The organism is Bacillus cereus group sp. Bc031 (assembly GCF_027716265.1).
In the GTDB taxonomy this organism is placed as follows: Bacteria; Bacillota; Bacilli; order Bacillales; family Bacillaceae_G; genus Bacillus_A; species Bacillus_A paranthracis.
The window spans coordinates 1-21923 of the sequence record NZ_JAQFUL010000083.1; the positions used below are offsets into that span (position 1 = coordinate 1).

A 21923-nucleotide genomic window follows, 5' to 3' on the forward strand; every position below is an offset into this window, starting at 1 on the left:
CATCCTTCCATGCGGTATGCATGGAAGGATGACCCATTTAGTTAAATTTTATTCATTTTCTTAACTTGATGGCTATGACCGCGCACGGTAGCTTTTACTTTTTCTTCATATCCGACGCTTTTTTTACAATAACACCACAAGCAATTCGATCACCTGATTTACCTGTCGGTTGTGTCATGCCATCATCAGCGTTTTCTGTAATAATAATAGACGCTCCATCTTTTCTATGAATCGTCGTTTTTCCTTCTTCAAGCGTTATATGCGGCGCATCAATTTCTGCTTTAATCTTTCCAGAACCATCTGCAATTACGTTCGGTAAATCACCGTTTTCTGCACCCTTCGGATTGAGTAGTCCATGCTTTTTATCATCTGGATTAAAATGATTTCCAGCTGATTCAAAACGAGGTGCTTTACACTCTCCAATTTCGTGTACATGTAGTCCGTGCGGGCCAGGTGCGAAACCTTCCCCTTTAATCGTAATTTTCACTCCGCTTGTTTGCTGAGTTACTTTTGCAGTCCCCACTTCATCACCTGAAGCATTATGTAATTTCACGTCAATTTCTTTCGGCTTTCCTTGGTCACAACCTGCCATCAGAAATAGTAAACAACAACTGAAAAAAAGCCGTTTTTTCATTTTATTCCCTCCAAAATACATTCTGCCCTTAGATTGTCCGAGCATAGAGGGAAACATACAAAAATGAGTTACTGTTTCTTTTCAGCTAACAGCTTTTCTTCAACTTTCTGTAATCGATCTGCTTCTCGTTTTGATACACGAACGAACATACGCCATGTAGCAATCGCACCGATAATAAATAGAACACAAACAATCCCTGGAATAATATATTCTGTTTTATCTTCCGGAAAGTATAAAGGCATCATAACGAACACTCCTTAATTATAGGATTCGAAAAGCATCAGAATTTTCTGTTATATACATTTAAATTATAGTTGAACCTATTCATATTCTCAAGGGGCGTTCCGAAAGCGAATGATTTCTTTGACTCCTTCTCCTACTTTCCTTACTATAAACTTGAGGTGAAAAATATGAGAGAAACATTTGAAATTGGCGAAATCGTTACTGGTATTTATAAAACGGGAAAATACATTGGCGAGGTTACAAATAGCCGCCCTGGCAGTTACGTCGTAAAAGTATTAGCTGTTTTAAAACATCCGGTGCAAGGTGACTTACATAACGTAAAACAAGCTGACGTACCATTTTTCCACGAAAGACGTGCTTTAGCTTTTCGTGAACAGACGAACATTCCAGAGCAAATGGTGAAGAAATATGAAGGAGAAATTCCAGATTACACAGATTCACTCAAATTAGCATTAGAAACTCAAATGAATTCATTTTCTGAAGATGATTCACCTTTTGCGGTTCGTAGTCTAGAAACATTAGAGCAGTTAAAAAAAGACTACAAACTTTAAAAAACAAAACGACCAAATTACATACTGTGCAATTTGGTCGTTACTGTGTACTCACTTTCTTTAACACTTTTGAAAAATCAACGAGTTCCCCTAATGTTGGAGGTGCTGGTTTCACTAAATACTCTTTATCTTTTTCTACTAACTTAAAAATATTATACGTCGTCATCGCATCATCTAGCGCACAATGATGCTTCCCCGTCCCTACTTTTCCATACGCCTCAATTGCTTTCCACAGTCCTGTTTGATTTCTCTCACCAAAAAACTTCTTATACTCAAGTGATAAATCACGACACTGTCCTAGGAACGGAAAATCTACTCCCGCTTTTTCACAATTATGCTTCAACACTTTCATATCCATATTTCCCCACGTAACAATGGTCGGTTTACATCTCTTTTCATATTCTGCAAGTTTTTCAACGAGTTCTGGAAACGAAATTCCTTTATCTACGACTTCTTGTTTAATCCCTAAAAATTTCTTACATCGATCCGTTAAAGATGGAAAAGTCTTCGGCCTAACATGAGCTGAATACGTATCTTCTACCTTACAGCCAACAACCGAAACGAGTCCTACCTCAATAATCTCCGGGAAAAATCCTTTTGGTTTTTTTCTGTGCTGGGGCATCGTAAACTCAAAATCCAAAAATAAAAATTGTTGTTCATTCATACGATCCCTTCCTTATCATCTTTGTCATTCCTTTCTATTTGACACTCCTACACGAACAAGCTCGAATGCTAATTCCATTTTAAATATTCAGATTGGATGTATCTTATATATATGTCAAATGCCCGCAAATATTTTTAAAAATAAGAAAAAGTAACCTTTGCAGAAAATATAACAAAATAAACCCTTTCATTTACATCCGACATTTTTCTACTTTATAATGACGTTATGTGTGTTTCATCTAGTTAATTTTTGACACACTAAGAAAAGTGAATGAAAGGAGATGAGAGTTTTGCACGAAACAACGCAAGAGCTCGCAAACTGGCAGTATTATTTTGCTATCGCAGTCTTTTTAATTACATATGCCATTATTATTTCTGAAAAAATTAATCGCGCTGTCATCGCACTTCTTGGCGCAGCACTCATGGTAATTATGGGGGTCGTTGATTTACACAACGCCTTTACGAAACATATTGAATGGGGGACGATTACACTACTCATCGGTATGATGATTTTGGTGAACATTACGAGTAAATCGGGTGTCTTCCAATACGTTGCCATTAAAGCGGCAAAAGGAGCGCAAGGAAATCCAATTAAAATTTTAATTTCCCTTTCCTTACTTACTGCGCTTGGTTCCGCGTTTTTAGATAACGTTACAACTGTACTTCTTGTTGTTCCAGTTACTTTATCTATTACGCGCATACTGCAAGTAAATCCTGTCCCTTATTTACTTTCTGAAATTATTTTTTCAAACATTGGGGGAACAGCAACATTAATTGGTGATCCACCTAACATTATGATTGGTTCTGCCAATAAGCATTTAGATTTCAATGCTTTCTTACTAAACTTAGCGCCAATCGTAATTATTATCATTGGTGTGACAGCGACAATACTTTACTTCATGTACCGCAAACAATTAATCGCTGATCCTGTACAAGTTAAAAAATTAATGAGTTTAGATGAAAAGCAATATATTAAAGATCCAGTATTAATGAAAAAATCTTTAACAGTACTTGGACTTACAATTGTAGGTTTCATGACTCATTCCATTTTCCACGTTGATGCAGCTATCATCGCTTTAACTGGTGCTACTGTACTTATGTTAATCGGTGTGAAAGAACATGAAATCGAAGAAGTATTCGCAAGTGTAGAATGGGTAACAATCTTCTTCTTCGCAGGACTATTCGTACTCGTTGGAGGACTTATCGATATCGGTCTTATTAAAATGTTAGCTCAAAAAGTAATTGGCATAACAGGCGGAGATATTTCTTACGCATCTATCCTTATTTTATGGGTATCTGGTATCGCCTCTGCAACAATTGATAACATTCCATTCGTTGCAACAATGATTCCTCTTATTAACGATATGGCTGTCGGATTAGGTTTATCACCTGCTGACGCACAAATCGACGTATTATGGTGGGCATTAGCATTAGGTGCTTGTCTGGGCGGAAACGGAACATTAATCGGCGCTTCTGCTAACGTAATTGTCGCAGGTATCGCAAGCCGCGAAGGACATAAATTTAGCTACATGGACTTCTTAAAAGTCGGTTTCCCAATTATGATCGTTTCATTAATCATTTCTCATATTTATATTTATGTACGCTACCTTATGTAGCACAAAAAGCGCTCTGATAACCAGGGCGCTTTTTTCATTACACATATTTAAATTAAACTTACTCATTATACCTCACCGGCTCATTTCGAATGATAAACAAGTGAATCGGCAAGAACACTGAAAATGTGATGACATGAATAATCGTAAATAATATAGAGTTCGTTCCATATCTGTCTAAAATAGCGTAGATAAGATAAATAGACAACACAATAGATACAGCTGTTGCTATTAAATATAAAATTGGTACGAAATTAAAAATGAAACATGCGACATATATGCCGAATACTTTCCATCCTGCTTCTTCTTTCAAGAAATCGGGTAATTTATCTTTCGCTAAATCACCCCATATTTTACTATTTTAAAAAGGAATAAATGCTAGAACTCCATCCGTTGCACCGTCATTTTTCGCCATCGTATACAGTGCAAAAGCCTTTAACAAATACGCAATAACTGCCCAAATCAATATAACAAGAATAAACGCAAAACTAAGAGCAAAGAAACCTGCTAGTAAGCCTTGATCTTCCATCTTATCCTCTCCTCTCTACTCTCAACATATTTCATTGCATTGCAAGTTATGTTTTAAAATTCAACCAAACTCTCTGTATAATAATAGGAGTAACATAATAAGAGAGGAGAACAACCGATGCATCCATTTGTAAAAACATTACAAGAGCATTTCATAGCTCACAAAAATCCGGAAAAAGCAGAACCGATGGCACGTTATATGAAAAATCACTTCCCATTTCTCGGTATTCAAACACCTGAAAGAAGACAATTATTAAAAGACGTCATCCAAATACATACTCTCCCAGATCCAAAAGACTTCCAAATTATCGTACGTGAGCTTTGGGATTTACCAGAACGAGAATTTCAGGCAGCCGCACTCGATATAATGCAAAAATATAAAAAGCATATAAACGAAACGCATATTCCCTTCTTAGAAGAACTTATTGTAACAAAATCTTGGTGGGACACTGTCGATAGCATCGTCCCTACATTTTTAGGCAATATTTTTTTACAACATCCCGGATTGATTTCTGCCTATATTCCAAAATGGATTGCATCAGATAACATATGGTTACAACGCGCCGCTATTTTATTCCAGCTAAAATATAAACAAAAGATGGATGAAGAACTTCTTTTTTGGGTTATTGGACAACTACATTCTTCAAAAGAATTTTTCATTCAAAAAGCGATTGGATGGGTCCTTCGTGAATATGCAAAAACAAAGCCCGATGTCGTTTGGGAATACGTGCAAAATAACGAGCTTGCTCCACTCAGCAGGCGTGAAGCAATTAAGCACATTAAACAAAATTACGGAATAAATAACGAAAAAATAGGCGAGACTCTATCATAGATAGACGCGTTCCTCTATTGAGATTTAAAAAAGAACGTGTTAGAATATGTTCATTATTATTAATATAAGTAGCGATGACGGACTTATAAGTACTTGCACAAAAAGCGATTCAGGGATAGTGAAAGCCTGAAGCCGCAAGGAAACGGCAGTCTCGAGCAATACGTGATAAAGTGGATGCACCTTTTGTGTATCAACTAGGGTGGAACCGCGGGCAAACGCTCGTCCCTAGGCAATTAAGCCTTGGGATGAGCGTTTTTTTATGTTTTTCAAAGCATATACTGCTCGTTTCACAAGTTACCTGAGCACGTCATCGCCAATACGTTAACTTTCAAAAGGAGGATTTTATTATGTATTCAATGGAACAAGTAGTAAACTTAGCGAAACATCGCGGTTTTGTTTTCCCTGGTTCTGAAATTTACGGTGGTCTTGCAAACACTTGGGATTACGGTCCACTTGGAATCGAATTAAAAAATAACGTTAAAAAAGCTTGGTGGAAAAAATTCATTCAAGAATCTCCATACAACGTTGGTTTAGACGCTGCTATTTTAATGAACCCAAAAACTTGGATCGCTTCTGGTCACGTTGGTAACTTCAACGATCCAATGATCGACTGTAAAAAATGTAAAGCGCGTCACCGTGCAGACAAATTAATTGAAGATGCATTAGATGCAAAAGGCATCGAAATGGTTGTTGATGGTCTTACTTTCGACCAAATGGCTGACTTAATGAAAGAACATGAAGTAAAATGTCCTGATTGCGGTAGTGAAGAATTCACTGAAATCCGTCAGTTCAACTTAATGTTCAAAACATTCCAAGGTGTTACAGAGTCTAGCACAAACGAAATCTTCCTTCGTCCAGAAACAGCACAAGGTATTTTCGTAAACTTCAAAAACGTACAACGCTCTATGCGTAAAAAACTTCCATTTGGTATTGGCCAAATCGGTAAGAGCTTCCGTAACGAAATCACGCCTGGTAACTTCACATTCCGTACACGTGAATTCGAACAAATGGAACTTGAATTCTTCTGTAAGCCTGGTGAAGATTTAGAGTGGTTCGCATTCTGGCGTGAAACTTGTAAGAACTGGTTACTTTCACTTGGTATGACTGAAGAAAGCATGCGTCTTCGTGACCACGGTGAAGAGGAATTATCTCACTACAGTAACGCAACAACTGACATTGAATTCAAATTCCCATTCGGTTGGGGCGAACTATGGGGCGTTGCATCTCGTACAGACTTCGATTTAAAACGTCACATGGAACACTCTAACGAAGACTTTAACTATATTGATCCACAAACGAATGAGCGTTACGTACCGTACTGCATCGAGCCATCTTTAGGTGCTGACCGCGTAACATTAGCGTTCTTATGTGATGCATATGAAGAAGAGCAATTAGAAAACGATTCTCGTACAGTTCTTCGTTTCCACCCTGCTTTAGCACCATACAAAGCAGCGATCTTACCATTATCTAAAAAGCTATCTGAAGGTGCTACTGAAGTATTTGCAGAACTAGCTAAAGACTTCATGGTAGACTTTGACGAAACTGGTTCTATCGGTAAACGTTACCGTCGTCAAGACGAAATCGGTACACCATTCTGTATCACTTATGACTTCGACTCAGTTGAAGACAAAGCTGTTACAGTACGTGACCGTGACACAATGGAACAAGTGCGTATGCCAATTAGCGAACTAAAAGGTTTCTTAGAGAAGAAAATCCAGTTCTAATTATAAGAAAAAGAGGCTGCTCATTAGAGCAGCCTCTTTTTTTACTTTTCACGTTTTTCTTTAATTGCTACTGTACATCTTGAAATACATAATAAATCGTCATTCTCATCAATGATACGTACATCCCAAACCATCGTTGAGTTTCCTCTATGTATCGGTGTTCCGATTGCTGTTACAATTCCATCTTTCTTTGAGCGAATATGGTTTGCATTAATTTCTAGACCGAAGCAAATACATTTCTCTTGATCAATTAAATTGTATGAACCGACGCTTGCTACTGTTTCCGCCAACGCAAGAGATGCACCACCATGTAAAAAACCAAACGGCTGATGTGTACGTTCATCAACAGGCATCGTAGCAACTACCTTATCTTCTGTCATCTCTAACAACTCAATTCCAAGCGAATCCATTAAAGTTTTTGCCATATCGTTTCCCCCTTCTCTCACTTTAATTAAATGTATAATTTTACCTATTTACTTTCAAACTACGTATAACACTTATATAAGGAGGTTTCACCTAAATGAAACAGAAATTTTTTATACTATCGCTTATGTTCTCCTTGCTGACTATTGTACCAAATTGTGCACTAGCAGCCAAAGCATCCAACCTGACAATCGATGTTCAGACTGTCACGCAAAAAGGTAAGAAACCTTATATAGAATATCAAATCAATAGGCCTTCGTTTCATAACTTTTCCGATTCTAAGTTTCAAAATAAGCTAAATTTCTATTACAAAAAATCTACTGAAAAATTTAAAACAAAATTAGAAAAAGACGCAAAAAAATATTATAAAGAAACAGAAGGATCTAGTACACCATTTCATCCGTACGTGGCGAATGTTGATTATAAAGTCTCCTTAAATAAATCACCTTTGCTCAGCCTATATTTGAATTACTATCAATATACAGGCGGAGCACACGGTCTTTATACGTGGAAGGCTAACACATTTGATTTAAAAGAAAAAAAGTTACTACACTTAGACGATTTATTTCAACAAGAAGATAAATATAAAGACGTAATTCGTGCTGAAATTGTAAGACAAATTAAACAAAATGAAAGTATTTATTTTCCTGATGCAACTGAAAAAGTCATGAGCACGAAAAAGTTTCACTTCTTTTTAGGACCGAACAATCTCGTCATTTATTTCCCTTTATATGAAATTGCGCCTTATTCAAGCGGCATTCCACAATTTCGTATTCCATATACGTTGCTAAGAGAGTATTTGAAGCCTTCTTATCAAAATATTTTAATTGACAACAAGTAAATAGTTTCGCTACGATAATGTTAACTTAAAAACAACAGGAGGTTAACATTATGAGGAGATTTCATGTTTTAGATTTAGCATTAGCCGCCATGTTCGTCGCTCTTATGGCCATTGGTGCAAATATTGTATCTTGGGCACCATTCCTGCAAGTAGCGGGCATCCCATTATCTATGCAACCATTTTTCGCAATTTTAGCAGGGCTTCTTCTTGGAAGTAGACTTGGTGCATTATCAATGACTGTTTACATGCTAGTTGGAGTAGCAGGTGCACCAATCTTCGCTAACTTCAAAGCTGGATTTGGAGCACTTTTAGATCCTACTGGTGGCTTTATTATCGCATTTATTATCGTTGCTTACGTATCAGGAAAACTCGTAGAACAAAAGGAAAAACCAACATTTCGTACATTTGCAACTGCCTCTTTCACAGGAATCATTTTAACTTATATTATCGGTACTACTTACATGTACGGGGCAGTCAATCTCTTTATGGGCGGTAATATGAGCTATAAAGCTGCTTGGATGATTATGATGTGGTTTGCAGTAAAAGATATTGCATTTACAATTATCGGTGCTATTATCGCACCTCGCATATACTATGCTGTGCGTCGTTCTGCTTATCAGCATTCTCATTCGACGATTTCTTAATAAAAAAAGAGTTATTTCAGCTTGCTGAAATAACTCTTTTTTTATTAAGACTCTTGATTCGCTTGTTCTTCTAAAATTTTCTTCATCATTGCAACCATGTCATCACGTAATTCTGGGTGTTGCAGTGCCATTTCGATTGTTGTTTGAACGAATCCTAGCTTTTCACCTACATCGTAGCGCTTTCCTTCGAAATCGTAAGCAAATACACGTTGAATTTCATTTAAGCTTTGGATTGCATCTGTTAACTGAATTTCGCCACCAGCACCAACATGTTGCTGATCTAAGAACATGAAGATTTCAGGTGTTAAAACGTAACGTCCCATAATTGCTAAGTTTGAAGGTGCTGTACCTGCTGCTGGTTTCTCAACGAAATTGCGAACTTGGTAACGACGTCCTTCCTGCTCTAACGGATCGATAATTCCGTAACGGTGTGTTTCATTTTCTGGAACCGTTTGTACGCCAATAACAGAAGAAAGCGTTTTATCATATTCTTCAATTAATTGACGTAAACATGGTTTTTCAGCTTGAACGATATCATCACCTAATAAAACAGCGAATGGCTCATCACCAATGAATTTACGCGCACACCAAACAGCGTGACCTAATCCTTTTGGTTCTTTTTGACGAATGTAGTGAATGTCTACCATTTTTGAAGAAGCCTGTACTTTTTCAAGTAACTCATACTTTTTCTTTTCTAATAAGTTTTGCTCTAACTCAAATGCATTATCAAAATGATCTTCAATAGAACGCTTCGTTTTACCAGTAACGATAATAATATCTTCGATTCCTGATTTTACTGCTTCTTCTACAATGTATTGGATAGTTGGTTTATCAACAATCGGTAACATTTCTTTCGGCATCGCTTTCGTTGCTGGTAAAAAACGTGTTCCTAATCCAGCTGCTGGGATTATCGCTTTTCTTACTTTTTTCATCACAAAATACCCTCTCTCCTGTCGGAATCAATAGCAATCATTTCCTACATAAAACAAAAGGGAGATTTCGCTCCCTTTTGTTCCTTACTACTTAAAATTACTTTATATTATAAACGATTCATAATATCTTCTTTAATAGTAAGTAACTTTTGTTCACTATTTTGTAAAGAACTATCTTTTACACCAAAGTAGAACTTAATCTTCGGTTCAGTTCCAGATGGACGTAGGCAGAACCATGAACCATCCTCTAATTGATATTTTAACACATTTGATTTCGGTAAGTGAATCTCTTCTTTATGTCCATCTTGTAAAGATGTAACGATGCTTGCTTTATAGTCTTCAACTGCCACGACTGTTAAGCCCACTACTTCTTTCGGAGGATTTTCACGGAATGTTGCCATCATCTCTTGGATTTTTTCCGCTCCATCTTTTCCTTTTAGCGTTAACGATACAAGATCTTCACGGAAGAAACCGTACTTCTCAAACACTTCTAATAGACCATCGTATAACGTTTTACCTTGTGATTTGTAGTACGCAGCTACTTCACATGCAAATAGAACAGATTGTACTGCATCTTTATCACGGCAGAATGGGCGGATTAAATAACCATAGCTTTCCTCATAACCGAATTGGAATTCATATTGTCCGCTTTCTTCATACTGTCTAATTTTCTCACCGATAAATTTAAATCCAGTTAACGTATCAACTGTATCTAAACCGTATGCTTTCGCGATTGTACGACCAATTTCAGACGTTACGATTGTTTTTAATACGACACCGTTCTCTGGTAGCGTTCCGTTTTCTTTCTTTTGAGATAATAAGTAATCAAGCATTAATGCACCTGTTTGGTTACCAGTTAATACTTGGAACTCACCATCGTGATTACGAACTGCTACACCAAGGCGATCTGCGTCAGGATCCGTTGCGATTAACACATCCGCTCCTACCTTCTCACCTTCACGAATTGCATATTCAAATGCTGCATGCTCTTCTGGGTTCGGTGATTTTACTGTAGAGAAGTTCGGATCTGGTAACTCTTGCTCTTTTACAACTGTTACATCTGTAAATCCAACTTCTTTTAAACCACGGCGTACAGAAATATTTGATGTTCCGTGTAGTGGTGTGAAGACGATTTTTAAATCTTTGCCGGCCTTTTCCACCATTTCTTTATTAATAATGACATTGTTCAATTCTGCAGCATATGCATCATCGACTTCTTGTCCAATAATATGTAATAAACCGTCAGCTTTTAATTGCTCCACATTAGCAACCTCAACTGTTAACTCGTCTTCTACTGCGTTTACGTAGCTAATTAATTCATCAGCTTCTTTCGGAGGCAACTGTCCACCATCTTCACCGTATACTTTATAACCGTTATATTCAGGCGGATTATGACTTGCAGTAAGAACGATTCCACTCACTGTATGTAAATGACGAACTGCGAAAGAAAGCACTGGCGTTGGACGTAAGCTTTCAAACACATATGTTGTAATGCCGTGTGCACCTAGTGTAGCAGCAACTTCCATTGCGAACTCAGGTGACTTATGACGAGAATCATATGCTACAACAACACCGCGTTTTTTCGCTTCCTCACCTAACTTTTCGATAAAGCTTGCTAATCCTTTTGTCGCTTTACGAACTGTATATACGTTTAAACGGTTCGTACCAGCACCAAGTTCACCACGCATACCACCTGTGCCAAACTCTAGATTTTTATAAAAGCTATCCTCGATTTTCTTCTCATCTTGCTTCATATTTTCTAGCTGTTCTTTTAATTCTGCATCTAATTGTGCGTAAGAAAGCCAGCGATTAAATTCTTGTTTCCAATTCATTCTTCTCTCTCCTCTCGCTCGTCATACCTTTATTATATGAAAAAAACATGCTGTATCTCAATATTTTATAAAATCTAGCAGGATTTTACTAGGAATATTTGTATACACTATTGTTAAATACTCCACTAAAGGGAATGAGGATTATGCGCGAATGGGGCTTGTCAGAAGAGCTCAAAATACAAACAAAGCAAATGATTGAAATTGCTGAAAAAGAACTATCGATTATGAGGAGCGCAATCGATAAAGAAGACGAATGTATTTTATGCAAAATGGAAGATATTCATCATATGTTAGCAAATGTACAAACATTGGCAGCTACATACTATATTCAAGCATATTTATCACCTTATACGGAAAGTTCATCTTTTATTACGACAGCTATCCAACATTTAAGCGCCCGAAAACATGGCGCTCTTATCGTTGTGGAACGAAACGAGACGCTTGAAGCTTTCATTCAAACTGGAACGACATTAAACGCTCATTTAACCGCACCATTACTCGAATCAATATTTTATCCAGGTAACCCTCTTCATGATGGAGCCGTTCTCGTTAAAAATAATCATATTGTCTCAGCTGCCAATATTCTTCCGCTCACGAAAAGCACAGAAGTTGATCCTGAACTAGGAACACGTCACAGAGCTGCAATTGGCTTATCAGAAAAAAGCGATGCCCTTATTTTAGTTGTCTCTGAAGAAACGGGCCGCACTTCCTTTGCTTTAAACGGAACGTTATATACGATTTCTTTATAAAGTGAAATTACACCGGCCGTAACACCACATATATCAATAAAAAAGGCTGTTCCAAAATGTAGGAACAGCCCTCTCTTACGATCTTATTCTTCGCCGAAACGTTCAACAAGCGTTGCAAGTGTACGTACCATTGCACCTGTTGCTCCAGCTGGACCTAAATCATGCGCTCCTGATGATTCAGATGTTCCAGCGATGTCTAAGTGTACCCAAGGTGTATCTTCAGCGAATTCACCTAGAAATGTACCTGCCATAACCGCATGTCCTTCGCGGCCTGGTGAGTTATTTAAATCAGCAAACTTACTGTTTCTCACGCGTTCTTTATCACGATCAAAAATCGGTAATTGCCAAATTGATTCATCTGTTTCCATAGATGCTTCTAGCACTTGCTCAAACAACTCTTCATTGTTTGTCATTGCACCTGTCGTATGATTTCCAAGTGCAACAATTACACCACCTGTTAATGTCGCAACATCAATTAAATAGTTTGCACCTAATTTTTTCGCATACGTAATACCGTCAGCTAATGCTAAGCGACCTTCTGCATCTGTATTTAATACTTCAATTGTTTTTCCGCTCATAGATGTGATTACATCGTCTGGCTTAAATGCGGTACCACTTACAACGTTATCCGTTGATGGAATAACAGCGATCACATTTTGCTCTGGGCGAAGTTCACCGATAATTTCCATCGCACCTAATACAGCAGCTGCACCGCCCATATCACCTTTCATACCGACCATACCTTCACGTGGTTTTAAAGAATAACCACCTGTATCATATGTGATTCCTTTTCCAACGAATCCAATAACATCTGTCCACTCTTCTTTTCCTTTATAAATAAGAGCGATCATTTTTGGTGGCTCTACACTACCTTGGTTTACTGCAAGTAACGCACCCATACCAAGCTCTTCCATCTCTTCTTTCTCAAGAACTTTATAATCCATATCATACTTCTCCGCTAACTCAACAGCATACTCAGCAAGCTTCGTCGCTGTTAATACGTTTGGCGGCATATTTACAAGTGTACGAGCTGAATTTGTTGCACGTCCATGTACGTAGCCAACTGTTAATGCCGCTTCAATTTCCTGTGCATCTTCCGCTGTAATAGCCGTAAACTTCTCTAACTCTACACGATCCTTTTTATCTGATTTATACGTTTGTAACTCATATGTACCAAGGCCTTGTACTTCTGCCGCAATATGAGCGACATCAATCGCGTCTAATTTCTCTGTTACGAAAGAATCAAGTAAGATTGCTGCATCTTGTACTTTTGCTGCTTGCAGTGTTTTAAACGTCTTACCAAGAGCCGAACGTAATGTTTCTGTCGTATAAGATTCTTTCTTACCTAAACCAACGAAATAATAACGTTTCACATCTGTTTTTCCTAAACTATGTACTTTTGAAATAGCTTTCTTCTTCGTAGAAAGTTCTTTCTCTTCTAATAAAACTTGTAATTGTCCTTCAAACGCTTTGTCCAGTTCTTGTACAAAACTACTCGTTTGCTCTTCTTCAAATAAGGCAACAATCACCGCTTCATGGCTTGCTAATTCTTTTTGTACGTAAAACATGTTCAGACCCCCTAAATTTCTCTACTCTATCTTTATTATAACTTTATTTTCGATAAAATGCGACAATTCTAACTTCTGTTATACCCTATATAAAATAAAAAAAGTCTAGCGTACTTACCACTAGACTACCTTTGTTTTAAATATTGACCACGAAACACTTGCATCGTCTCATCTTGGTTTAACATCGTTAACTCTTCTTCTGAAAACTTACCATTTCCTATCTTAACTACATATACATTTACTTTTTTCTTACCCCATTGGCTATAAACATCTTTCACTGTATCATAGTACAAATCAAGACGGTTTCCTTTTATTGCACCGCCCTTATCAGCTACTACACCATACCCATAACCTGGTACGAATAAGATTGTTCCAATTGGGAATACGCGTAAGTCTGCTGCAATTGTGGAATATAAATCCCGTTTCGCCTTAACACCTGAATATGTAATACCATACTCCGGATGTCCCGGCCTCTTACCAGTTGACTCAATTCCCGACGTATAACCTGTTGCAGTCATTTCAATTGAACGATATTTAGACCAGTCGTTTGCCTGCTCTAAAGCATTTATCACTTCTTTACTCGGAGCAACATTTCTCTTAACTTCTGCTGCATGTACTTCTTTTGCACTCGTTCCCTCATATTTCTTTACAATCTCTAATAAAGAAACTCCTGTGAAAGCATTCCATGTTACGCATAATGCAATTGCAAGTAAACAAGTCATCATAATGCGAATACAATATCGTTTTAACATTTTTATATGCCACACTCCTTCATCGTTAATCATTCCCTATACGATGAAAGAATATGCAAAAAAATAATCTCCAATTGCATTGGAGATTAAAACATTTGATATCCGCTTTTCCGAAGTTTCTTAATAACGATTCCCGCTAAAGCAGCACCAATCAATCCAGTAGATAAAATAAACACATCTGCTTGTCCTAAATGCGATACACTTGTCCCAAATGAAGAGAATGTTTCTTTTGGCTTTGAAAAATAATCCCACATACTCGCCTTATTAATAATAAGCATACAAACAATCGGATATACAATAACCATTACCCATGTCGCTCGCAATATCATGTTGAGTAAAAATCCAATTCCAAAAAACAAAATGAAAAATAACATCATTGAAATAAGTAATACCGGTATACTCACTCTTTCTCCCTCTCCTTCGTATGTGCCGTAAATACGTGATAGGCTGTATAACCAAACTGCTCTCCTGGATTTAATGTTTTGTCCATTTCAAGATGTAATTCTGATTGTCTTTCTAACAAATATGTAATAAGTACAGACGTATTTGGATCGTCCGCAATCGTATCTGGATGTAGAAACGCTACTTCAGACAATTCCTTCTCCTGTACAATAATCTCTTCCCCTTCAGGCTCCAAAAGGAAAATAATCATATTATCACTAATCTCATTGCGAATTACGCCGGATCTAACACCAATGATCCCCTTCACATGAGCGACAATACCTGTCTCTTCTAACACTTCACGTTTCACAGCTTCATCAACGGTCTCACCTTCATTTACAAAACCAGCCGGTAAAGACCATTTCCCCTTTAACCCACTGTATTTCTTCTTAACGAATAACCACCTGCCATCTTTTGTAGCTACTAGGCCACTGACAGCTAACCATACTTTTCCTCGCTTCTCCATGATGTCATACCCTCCTCTATTAGAACGGACAGAATATTCTTTCTTTTTATATATTATACTATATTTTTTAAATGAAAAAAGCAGAAACAGCTCTTAGCCGTTTCTGCTTTTTCTACTATATATTAAAAGAATTTTAATTTACCTTTTTTAAGAACTAATAAAGGTCCACCTAATAAGAATAGGTAACGGTTATCAATCACTTTCTTCATGAAGGAAGCTTTCCAACCTGTTAACTTTTTGCCCATAACAACGCCCATTGCATCGTCATGACCTAAAGAACATACAGATCCTTTATTGTCGAATACGAATTTCTTCATTTCGCCTTTACCACGAACTAACACAGTTAAGTTGTGCGCAATGTTGTAACCTTGTTGAATTGCGATTTGTGCTGTTGGTGGGTATGGACGGTTAATTTCTTCGTTAATGATTAACGCTGCGTCACCAACCATGAATACATCTTCGTATCCTGGAGCGTGCATGTACTCATCAACTTTTACACGTCCGCGCATTGCTTCAAAGCCAGACTCTTCCACAATACCGTTACCACGAACACCTGCAGCCCAAACTACCGTTTCAGACTTAATTAATTCAGTATCATCACCGTTTGCAACGATAATACCTTCTTCAGTTGCTTCTTTAATTGCTGTACCGATGCGGAATTCTACACCTTTTTTCTCAAGTTGTTTCACAGCGTATTCTACTAATGCTGGATCGAAACCTGGAAGTGCTGTTGGAGCAGCTTCTACACAGATAATACGTGCTTTTTCACGTGGTACATTGTACTGTTTGCAAAGTTCAGGAACACGGTTTGCAAGCTCACCTACGTACTCGATACCAGTAAATCCAGCACCACCAACAACGATTGTTACTAACTCATCGCGCTTTTCGTCTGCATATTTAGCGAAGCTAGCTTCCATATGCTCACGAATTTGACGAGTTGCATTAATGTTAGCGATTGAGAATGCATGCTCTTTTAATCCTGTAATTCCGAATGTTTCTGATTCGAAACCAAGACCGATTACTAAGTAGTCATATTCTAACTCGCCGTCTTTTAAGATAATGCGTTTTTCAGCTGCTTTAATTTCTACTACTGTATCTTGTACAAAGTTCACTTTATTTGTATCAATAACGTCTTGAATATCTAGACAGATTTTTTCATCTTGTAATGTACCAGCTGCGCTCTCGTGTAACCAAGTCGCTTGGTAGTGATAGCTGTTGTTGTTTACTAACGTAATTTCAGCTTCATTTACAGATAATGCTTTTTGCAGACGAACAGTCGTAATCATCCCGCCATAACCTGCACCTAAAACTACGATTTTTGGAGTCTTCACCAAATCACAACCCTTTTCTTTATATAATAGTAATGAAAAATAATACCAAGTACTAAAAACTCTATTTGTCAAGAATGTGGAATTTATCACATTCTATATCATAACAAAACGCAGTCAAAAAATCGTACGAATTTTGTCATAGAAATTTAACATAATACTTCCCTATATTAGTCGGTTTTATTCCAGAATTCAAGCGTCTGGAGAATTATCAATATTTTAAAATAACATAGCGTTTTCAAGGGTTTTTCAGCCTTTTTTTCATGTATTTTCCTTTCTGTATATTTTATACAATGTAAAAAACATCTATGCGAAAACTTACACACAATTCAGTCGTTTTCAGAAGTATTATGCACTCAAATATGCTATCATTTATTTGAAAGTATCATCATTTGCAGGATTTTCGTGTACATATGAACAATATATGAAATCAATATCAAAATTCCATCTATAGGGGGAATGAAAGTGGCAGAAAATCAAAAAGTTTACGACATAACAATTATTGGTGGTGGGCCAACAGGACTATTCACAGCATTTTATGGTGGTATGAGACAAGCAAGTGTAAAAATTATTGAAAGCTTACCTCAGCTTGGAGGACAATTATCCGCGCTCTATCCTGAAAAATACATTTATGATGTAGCCGGATTCCCGAAAGTGCGCGCACAAGAATTAGTTGATAACTTAAAAGAGCAAATGAAGAAATTTGATCCAACCGTTTGTTTAGAAGAAGCTGTTGATACGCTTGAGAAACAAGCTGACGGTATATTTAAACTTGTTACGAATAAGCAAACTCACTATTCTAAATCAGTTATTATTACTGCTGGCAATGGTGCTTTCCAACCACGCCGCTTAGAATTAGAAGGAACAGCAAAGTATGAAAAGAAAAACTTACATTATTTCGTTGATGATATGAATAAATTTGCTGGTAAGCGCGTCGTAGTATTTGGCGGCGGCGATTCAGCTGTTGACTGGACAATGATGTTAGAGCCGATCGCTGACAAAGTTACAATCGTTCATCGCCGTGATAAATTCCGCGCGCATGAACATAGCGTAGAAAGCTTAATGAACTCTCGTGCAGAAGTAAGCACACCATACGTTCCAGTAGAACTCATTGGTGATGACAAAATTGAACAAGTCGTTCTTCAGCATGTAAAAACGGAAGAAAAAATTATCATCGATGTTGATGATGTAATCGTAAACTACGGCTTCGTTTCTTCTCTTGGCCCAATTAAAAACTGGGGCTTAGATATACAAAAAAACAGCATTCTCGTGAACTCGAAAATGGAAACAAATATTCCTGGTATTTACGCTGCTGGTGACATTTGTACATATGAAGGAAAAGTAAAACTCATTGCTTGCGGCTTCGGTGAAGCACCAACTGCAGTAAACAATGCGAAAGCTTACTTCGATCCAAACGCAAAACTTCAACCGATGCATAGCTCTAGTATGTTTTAATATAGAAATGAAAAGAACTCCTTTTATGCGAAGGAGTTCTTTTTTATTACGCTATCGTTCCCTTCCAAAATATGTTACAATAAATAAGAACAAACGTTCTATTCAATAAGGGGGATATTTAAAAATGAAAGAACCTACTATCGTAAAAAAAGAAGCTTTCCAAGCAATCGGCATTTCGATTACGACGACCAACGAAAAAGAGGCATCTACTGAAGGGAAAATTCCCGGGCTTTGGAACCGGTACTTCCAAGAACAAATCATGCACCACATTCCAAATCAACAAACGAAAGAAACATTCGCTTTCTACTCAAATTACGAATCAGATGAAACGGGTACATATAAATACACAATTGGCATGCCTGTTTCTTCATTAGAAGACGTTCCTGCAAATATGACAACTTTAACAATACCTGCCGCTACGTATGCGGTATTTACAACGAGAAAGGGACCGGTTGCTGAAGTCGTTTGCGAGGCTTGGGACTATATTTGGAAATGGTCAAAAGAAAATAAACGTGCTTTCACAATAGACTTCGAGCTATACGATGAAAAAGCAACAGATCCAAACAACGCACAATTGGATATTTATATTGCATTAGCCTAAACGACAAAAAAGAAGATACCAAATGGTATCTTCTTTTTTGTCGTTAAATAGCCACTGTGCAAATCCAACATAATTGTCTACAATGAGAAAGTGCAGTATAGAAATATTAGAAACTGTATAAAGTGAAACTATACTCAGTGGTGGGGGGGGTATTCATCCCCCACCACTGAGTATTAGCCCTCACCAATCGGACGTTTACGGGCAGTTAGTCTCCCACCTAACTTCTTTGCTCGAGCCAAATTTTGAGGTGGGAGTTTACTGCCCGTTAACGCGGGATAAAGTGATTGTTAACAAGTTTTTTAGTTTAAATTTGTCGCATAGAAAGGAAGCAATATGGAGGAACTACAACAAAATAAATCTGCTTTAGAAGGAAGCGGAAAACCGTTATTAAAAAATACGAATTTCCTTTTTCTTTGGGCAGCTACTCTTTTTTCAAGTTTCGCTTTAGCCTTTTTTACTTTTTCACAAACGTGGTACATAGCAAAAACATTAAACCTTGAAGCATCACTCGGTGTTGTTTTCGTAGCTCTTAGTGTTCCAAGGCTTATTTTTATGATTATCGGCGGCGCTGTAGCTGATAAATTCCCGAAAAAAAACATTATGTTTTATTCTAATATTGTTCGTGCTATTCTCGTCGCAACTATCCTTACATGGTTCATCGTAGGTGATGTAACACTATATACATTTGCTTTATTCGCTTTATTCTTTGGACTTGCTGATGCTTTTTTCTGGTCGGCTGATGGATCTATCTTGCCTGAACTTGTAGAAAAAAACCGTTTAACACAAGCAAACTCACTTACACAAATGACAAACCAAGCATCGGTCATCTTAGGCCCTGTACTTGGCGGCATTCTTATTAAATTTACGAACTATGAAACGATTTTCTCGATTACAATTTTATTACTCATTGTCGCAGCCATACTCGTTCAAAAAATACAATTTACGATGCCAGAGCAGCAAAATACAGGCAAAAGCATGTTCACTTCTATTAAAGAAGGAATTTTATATGTAAAGGAATCTCCATTCCTTTCAACTTTCCTTATTTGTAGCGCCTTTCTAAACTTATTTTTAATCGGTCCGATGCAAGTCGGTTTCCCGCTTTTCATTAAAAATGTTCTACACGGTGACTCGCTTCAATTCAGTTACTTAGAAGCATCTGTAGGAGGCGGAATGGCAATAGGCGCAGTCATTGTCGGTTTAAAAAATATTAATCGTAGACGCGGTCTATTTTGCATTATCATGATGCTACTGTCTGGTGTCTTCTTCTTATCCATCAACTTTAGCACTGTACTATGGCAAGCACTATTAGCTGGCATGTTTTACGGTATTACAATCGCAATGGCTATCGTTCCGCTTATGGCGATGATTCAATCGACAGTAAAAGAAGAAATGATGGGACGTGTAATGAGTTTGCTTATGCTATCATCAATGGGCTTTATCCCGCTCTCTTATGCATTCACATCAATCGCGCTTGCAATAGGAATTCCAATCGTAACCGTTATGAAAAGTGGTGCAATCGCCGTTATCGTCTTCGTACTATTTGTAGCGATTCGTGTTCCAGTTGTAAGAAAGTTTGATTAACTACTTGGAGTCATGCATTTACGCATGGCTCCTTTTTAAACGGATCAAATAACGGTATCCCTTTACTTCTTCTCACAGCTGCTCCCCATTCTAATCCAACCTCTAAAAATAAATCTCGCACTGTACTATATAAAAGAGCCTTCACATTTTTACGGATTTCTCCGTATTTATACGCTCTCACAACACTTTTTACGCGCCAAATGAAATTTCCATACACTTCTTCATCAGCTAATATTTGCTCCAGTAAAACACCTTGCTCTAATAATCCGCTCTTTTTATAAGCAAGCTCCACCTTACTCCAAAATATATTAATCTTCTTCGGATTACTCGTCATCGGCAGAAGTGCATATATAAAAGGCTTCGGTATATCATGACGGCAATACGTCTCATCAAGCTCGTACGTTCCTTTTCTATTCTCTTTTATTTGTGGAATGTTTTTAGAAAGAATTGTTTCCCCCTCATATTTTTGCCCCATTCCACTACAGCCAGCTACATCATTCTCACTTTCACATGCGGACAATTTCATACGGTCATCCATGCGGTCAATTGCAGATATAAGAAATACATATAAATTCGCACTATACCCGCCGCGTTTATGTCTTTCTTTCGTTGCAACACGCTTTATAATTCCTAGTTCCTCTAACTTTGCAATGGAGCGGCGTACTGTACGAATACTTTTTCCAACATTCGTCGCAATCGTCTCCATTAACGGACAAGCAACCCCCACTGTTTTCTGTTTCTCATTCACTGCATACTTTCCTAAAAAATGAATAATGGTAGCATCTGTTTTATTCAATTGAAATCGGTAGCATTTCAAAACTTGTTTTTGATATGTATTAAACTCTTCTTTACTTCGAAATTCACTATATGGTTTCATTAAGTTATATAAGCTTCCCATTTTTATCACCTCATTTATAAGTAAGAGGCAGGAAGGGGATTTGGCGTGCTATTTAATATTTTTTTAGTGGAGATGAAAATATGATCGTAATTAGCGCTTGTTTAGGTGGTATCGCTTGTCGGTATGATGGAAATGACAATCTCGTTTCAAAAATAGGGGATTTGCTGCAACAAGAAGAGACACTCCTCATTTGCCCCGAAGTATTAGGAGGATTGCCAACGCCTCGTCCCTCAGCTGAAATTATTGGCGGGAATGGCGATGACGTTTTGGATGGAAAAGCGAAAGTGATGACAAAAGACGGTGAAGATGTCACGGAAGCTTTTGTAAATGGTGCTTATAAAGCATTAGAACAAATGAAAGATTTGCGCCCAGAATATATTATTTTAAAAGAACGCAGTCCCTCTTGTGGTAGTTCCACAATTTATACAGGAGAATTTAACGGGAATAAACAAACTGGTTACGGGGTAACAACTGCTTTATTCAAAAGACATGGATTTACAGTCATTTCAGAAGATGATTTTGAAAATATAAAAAGGAATTGACCCTGTTTAAAATGTACCCTATAGAATAGACACTTAAAAAAAAGTCTATTCTATAGGGTCTTTCTTGTATAATGAGAGAAAA

General features: G+C 37.4%; 23 protein-coding genes and 1 pseudogene. 11 read left to right on the top strand and 13 right to left on the bottom strand.

The window, feature by feature from the left end:
- Window positions 1-94: 94 nt before the first annotated feature.
- Both sodC and PDQ33_RS23345 read right to left on the bottom strand, forming a co-directional pair.
- Window positions 95-634, bottom strand: coding sequence for a superoxide dismutase [Cu-Zn] (gene sodC / locus PDQ33_RS23340; RefSeq protein WP_000746504.1), 540 nt, complete (start codon window positions 632-634; stop codon window positions 95-97).
- A 68-nt stretch (window positions 635-702) separates the two neighbouring features.
- A complete protein-coding gene (locus tag PDQ33_RS23345) occupies window positions 703-879 on the bottom strand; it encodes a hypothetical protein (protein ID WP_000982758.1) in 177 nt (58 codons plus the stop codon).
- Window positions 880-1044: 165 nt separating this feature from the next.
- Here PDQ33_RS23345 and PDQ33_RS23350 point away from each other — a divergent pair, with 165 nt between their 5' ends.
- Window positions 1045-1428 (top strand): kinase-associated lipoprotein B, encoded by a 384-nt coding sequence (locus PDQ33_RS23350; RefSeq protein WP_001209341.1) that lies wholly within the window; start codon window positions 1045-1047, stop codon window positions 1426-1428.
- A gap of 40 nt (window positions 1429-1468) precedes the next feature.
- Here the strand turns inward: PDQ33_RS23350 and kapD are convergent, their stop codons facing one another.
- A complete protein-coding gene (gene kapD / locus PDQ33_RS23355) occupies window positions 1469-2092 on the bottom strand; it encodes a 3'-5' exonuclease KapD (protein WP_061131734.1) in 624 nt (207 codons plus the stop codon).
- A 289-nt stretch (window positions 2093-2381) separates the two neighbouring features.
- On the opposite strand from kapD, the gene PDQ33_RS23360 reads away from it, so the two are divergent.
- The gene (locus tag PDQ33_RS23360) at window positions 2382-3707 is read left to right on the top strand and encodes an ArsB/NhaD family transporter (protein ID WP_000545225.1); all 1326 of its coding nucleotides are present in this window, start codon (window positions 2382-2384) and stop codon (window positions 3705-3707) included.
- Between the two features lie 58 nt (window positions 3708-3765).
- Here the strand turns inward: PDQ33_RS23360 and PDQ33_RS23365 are convergent.
- Window positions 3766-4233 (bottom strand): annotated as a pseudogene (locus tag PDQ33_RS23365) (hypothetical protein).
- Window positions 4234-4350: 117 nt separating this feature from the next.
- Between PDQ33_RS23365 and PDQ33_RS23370 the strand changes: the two are divergent.
- Both PDQ33_RS23370 and PDQ33_RS23375 read left to right on the top strand, forming a co-directional pair.
- Window positions 4351-5064 carry a DNA alkylation repair protein gene (locus PDQ33_RS23370; protein ID WP_061131735.1) on the top strand — a complete coding sequence of 238 codons (714 nt, stop codon included), beginning with the start codon at window positions 4351-4353 and terminating at the stop codon, window positions 5062-5064.
- Window positions 5065-5411: 347 nt separating this feature from the next.
- The gene (locus PDQ33_RS23375; RefSeq protein ID WP_000287154.1) at window positions 5412-6788 is read left to right on the top strand and encodes a glycine--tRNA ligase; all 1377 of its coding nucleotides are present in this window, start codon (window positions 5412-5414) and stop codon (window positions 6786-6788) included.
- Window positions 6789-6829: 41 nt separating this feature from the next.
- Here the strand turns inward: PDQ33_RS23375 and PDQ33_RS23380 are convergent, their stop codons facing one another.
- A complete protein-coding gene (locus PDQ33_RS23380; RefSeq protein WP_001140608.1) occupies window positions 6830-7213 on the bottom strand; it encodes a hotdog fold thioesterase in 384 nt (127 codons plus the stop codon).
- Window positions 7214-7308: 95 nt separating this feature from the next.
- Here PDQ33_RS23380 and PDQ33_RS23385 point away from each other — a divergent pair, with 95 nt between their 5' ends.
- The gene (locus PDQ33_RS23385) at window positions 7309-8052 is read left to right on the top strand and encodes a DUF3298 and DUF4163 domain-containing protein (RefSeq protein WP_061131736.1); all 744 of its coding nucleotides are present in this window, start codon (window positions 7309-7311) and stop codon (window positions 8050-8052) included.
- 50 nt (window positions 8053-8102) lie between these two features.
- Entirely contained in the window at window positions 8103-8696 is a 594-nt protein-coding gene (locus PDQ33_RS23390) for a biotin transporter BioY (RefSeq protein ID WP_001252157.1), read from the top strand.
- Between the two features lie 44 nt (window positions 8697-8740).
- Here the strand turns inward: PDQ33_RS23390 and galU are convergent, their stop codons facing one another.
- Window positions 8741-9628, bottom strand: a complete 888-nt coding sequence (gene galU / locus PDQ33_RS23395; RefSeq protein ID WP_061131951.1) for a UTP--glucose-1-phosphate uridylyltransferase GalU — start codon at window positions 9626-9628, stop codon at window positions 8741-8743.
- 107 nt (window positions 9629-9735) lie between these two features.
- The gene (locus PDQ33_RS23400) at window positions 9736-11460 is read right to left on the bottom strand and encodes a phospho-sugar mutase (protein WP_270756699.1); all 1725 of its coding nucleotides are present in this window, start codon (window positions 11458-11460) and stop codon (window positions 9736-9738) included.
- A gap of 143 nt (window positions 11461-11603) precedes the next feature.
- On the opposite strand from PDQ33_RS23400, the gene cdaS reads away from it, so the two are divergent.
- Complete coding sequence (cdaS, locus tag PDQ33_RS23405) at window positions 11604-12209, top strand: sporulation-specific diadenylate cyclase CdaS (protein ID WP_001209528.1); 606 nt, start codon at window positions 11604-11606, stop codon at window positions 12207-12209.
- An 83-nt stretch (window positions 12210-12292) separates the two neighbouring features.
- On the opposite strand, the gene pepA is transcribed toward cdaS, so the two are convergent.
- The 5 genes from pepA to PDQ33_RS23430 form a co-directional block, all read right to left on the bottom strand.
- Complete coding sequence (pepA, locus tag PDQ33_RS23410) at window positions 12293-13777, bottom strand: cytosol aminopeptidase (protein WP_061131738.1); 1485 nt, start codon at window positions 13775-13777, stop codon at window positions 12293-12295.
- 125 nt (window positions 13778-13902) lie between these two features.
- The gene (locus PDQ33_RS23415) at window positions 13903-14529 is read right to left on the bottom strand and encodes a 3D domain-containing protein (RefSeq protein WP_000920101.1); all 627 of its coding nucleotides are present in this window, start codon (window positions 14527-14529) and stop codon (window positions 13903-13905) included.
- An 86-nt stretch (window positions 14530-14615) separates the two neighbouring features.
- On the bottom strand, window positions 14616-14933 hold the full coding sequence (locus PDQ33_RS23420; RefSeq protein WP_000027014.1) for a YuiB family protein: 318 nt from the start codon (window positions 14931-14933) through the stop codon (window positions 14616-14618).
- Entirely contained in the window at window positions 14930-15436 is a 507-nt protein-coding gene (locus PDQ33_RS23425) for an NUDIX hydrolase (RefSeq protein ID WP_000415311.1), read from the bottom strand. Before PDQ33_RS23425 ends, PDQ33_RS23420 begins: the two co-directional genes overlap by 4 nt.
- Window positions 15437-15558: 122 nt before the next feature.
- Window positions 15559-16767, bottom strand: a complete 1209-nt coding sequence (locus tag PDQ33_RS23430; protein WP_000856615.1) for an NAD(P)/FAD-dependent oxidoreductase — start codon at window positions 16765-16767, stop codon at window positions 15559-15561.
- A 462-nt stretch (window positions 16768-17229) separates the two neighbouring features.
- On the opposite strand from PDQ33_RS23430, the gene PDQ33_RS23435 reads away from it, so the two are divergent.
- From PDQ33_RS23435 to PDQ33_RS23450, 3 genes are all read left to right on the top strand, one after another.
- Window positions 17230-18219: an NAD(P)/FAD-dependent oxidoreductase gene (locus PDQ33_RS23435; RefSeq protein WP_000829779.1), complete on the top strand. Its 990-nt coding sequence runs from the start codon at window positions 17230-17232 to the stop codon at window positions 18217-18219.
- Window positions 18220-18343: 124 nt separating this feature from the next.
- Window positions 18344-18820: a GyrI-like domain-containing protein gene (locus PDQ33_RS23440; protein WP_061131739.1), complete on the top strand. Its 477-nt coding sequence runs from the start codon at window positions 18344-18346 to the stop codon at window positions 18818-18820.
- Window positions 18821-19153: 333 nt separating this feature from the next.
- The gene (locus PDQ33_RS23450; RefSeq protein WP_074543976.1) at window positions 19154-20401 is read left to right on the top strand and encodes an MFS transporter; all 1248 of its coding nucleotides are present in this window, start codon (window positions 19154-19156) and stop codon (window positions 20399-20401) included.
- A gap of 10 nt (window positions 20402-20411) precedes the next feature.
- On the opposite strand, the gene PDQ33_RS23455 is transcribed toward PDQ33_RS23450, so the two are convergent.
- The gene (locus PDQ33_RS23455; protein ID WP_061131741.1) at window positions 20412-21299 is read right to left on the bottom strand and encodes a helix-turn-helix domain-containing protein; all 888 of its coding nucleotides are present in this window, start codon (window positions 21297-21299) and stop codon (window positions 20412-20414) included.
- A gap of 80 nt (window positions 21300-21379) precedes the next feature.
- Between PDQ33_RS23455 and PDQ33_RS23460 the strand changes: the two genes are divergently transcribed.
- On the top strand, window positions 21380-21841 hold the full coding sequence (locus tag PDQ33_RS23460; protein WP_000635515.1) for a DUF523 domain-containing protein: 462 nt from the start codon (window positions 21380-21382) through the stop codon (window positions 21839-21841).
- The last annotated feature ends 82 nt before the right edge of the window (window positions 21842-21923 follow it).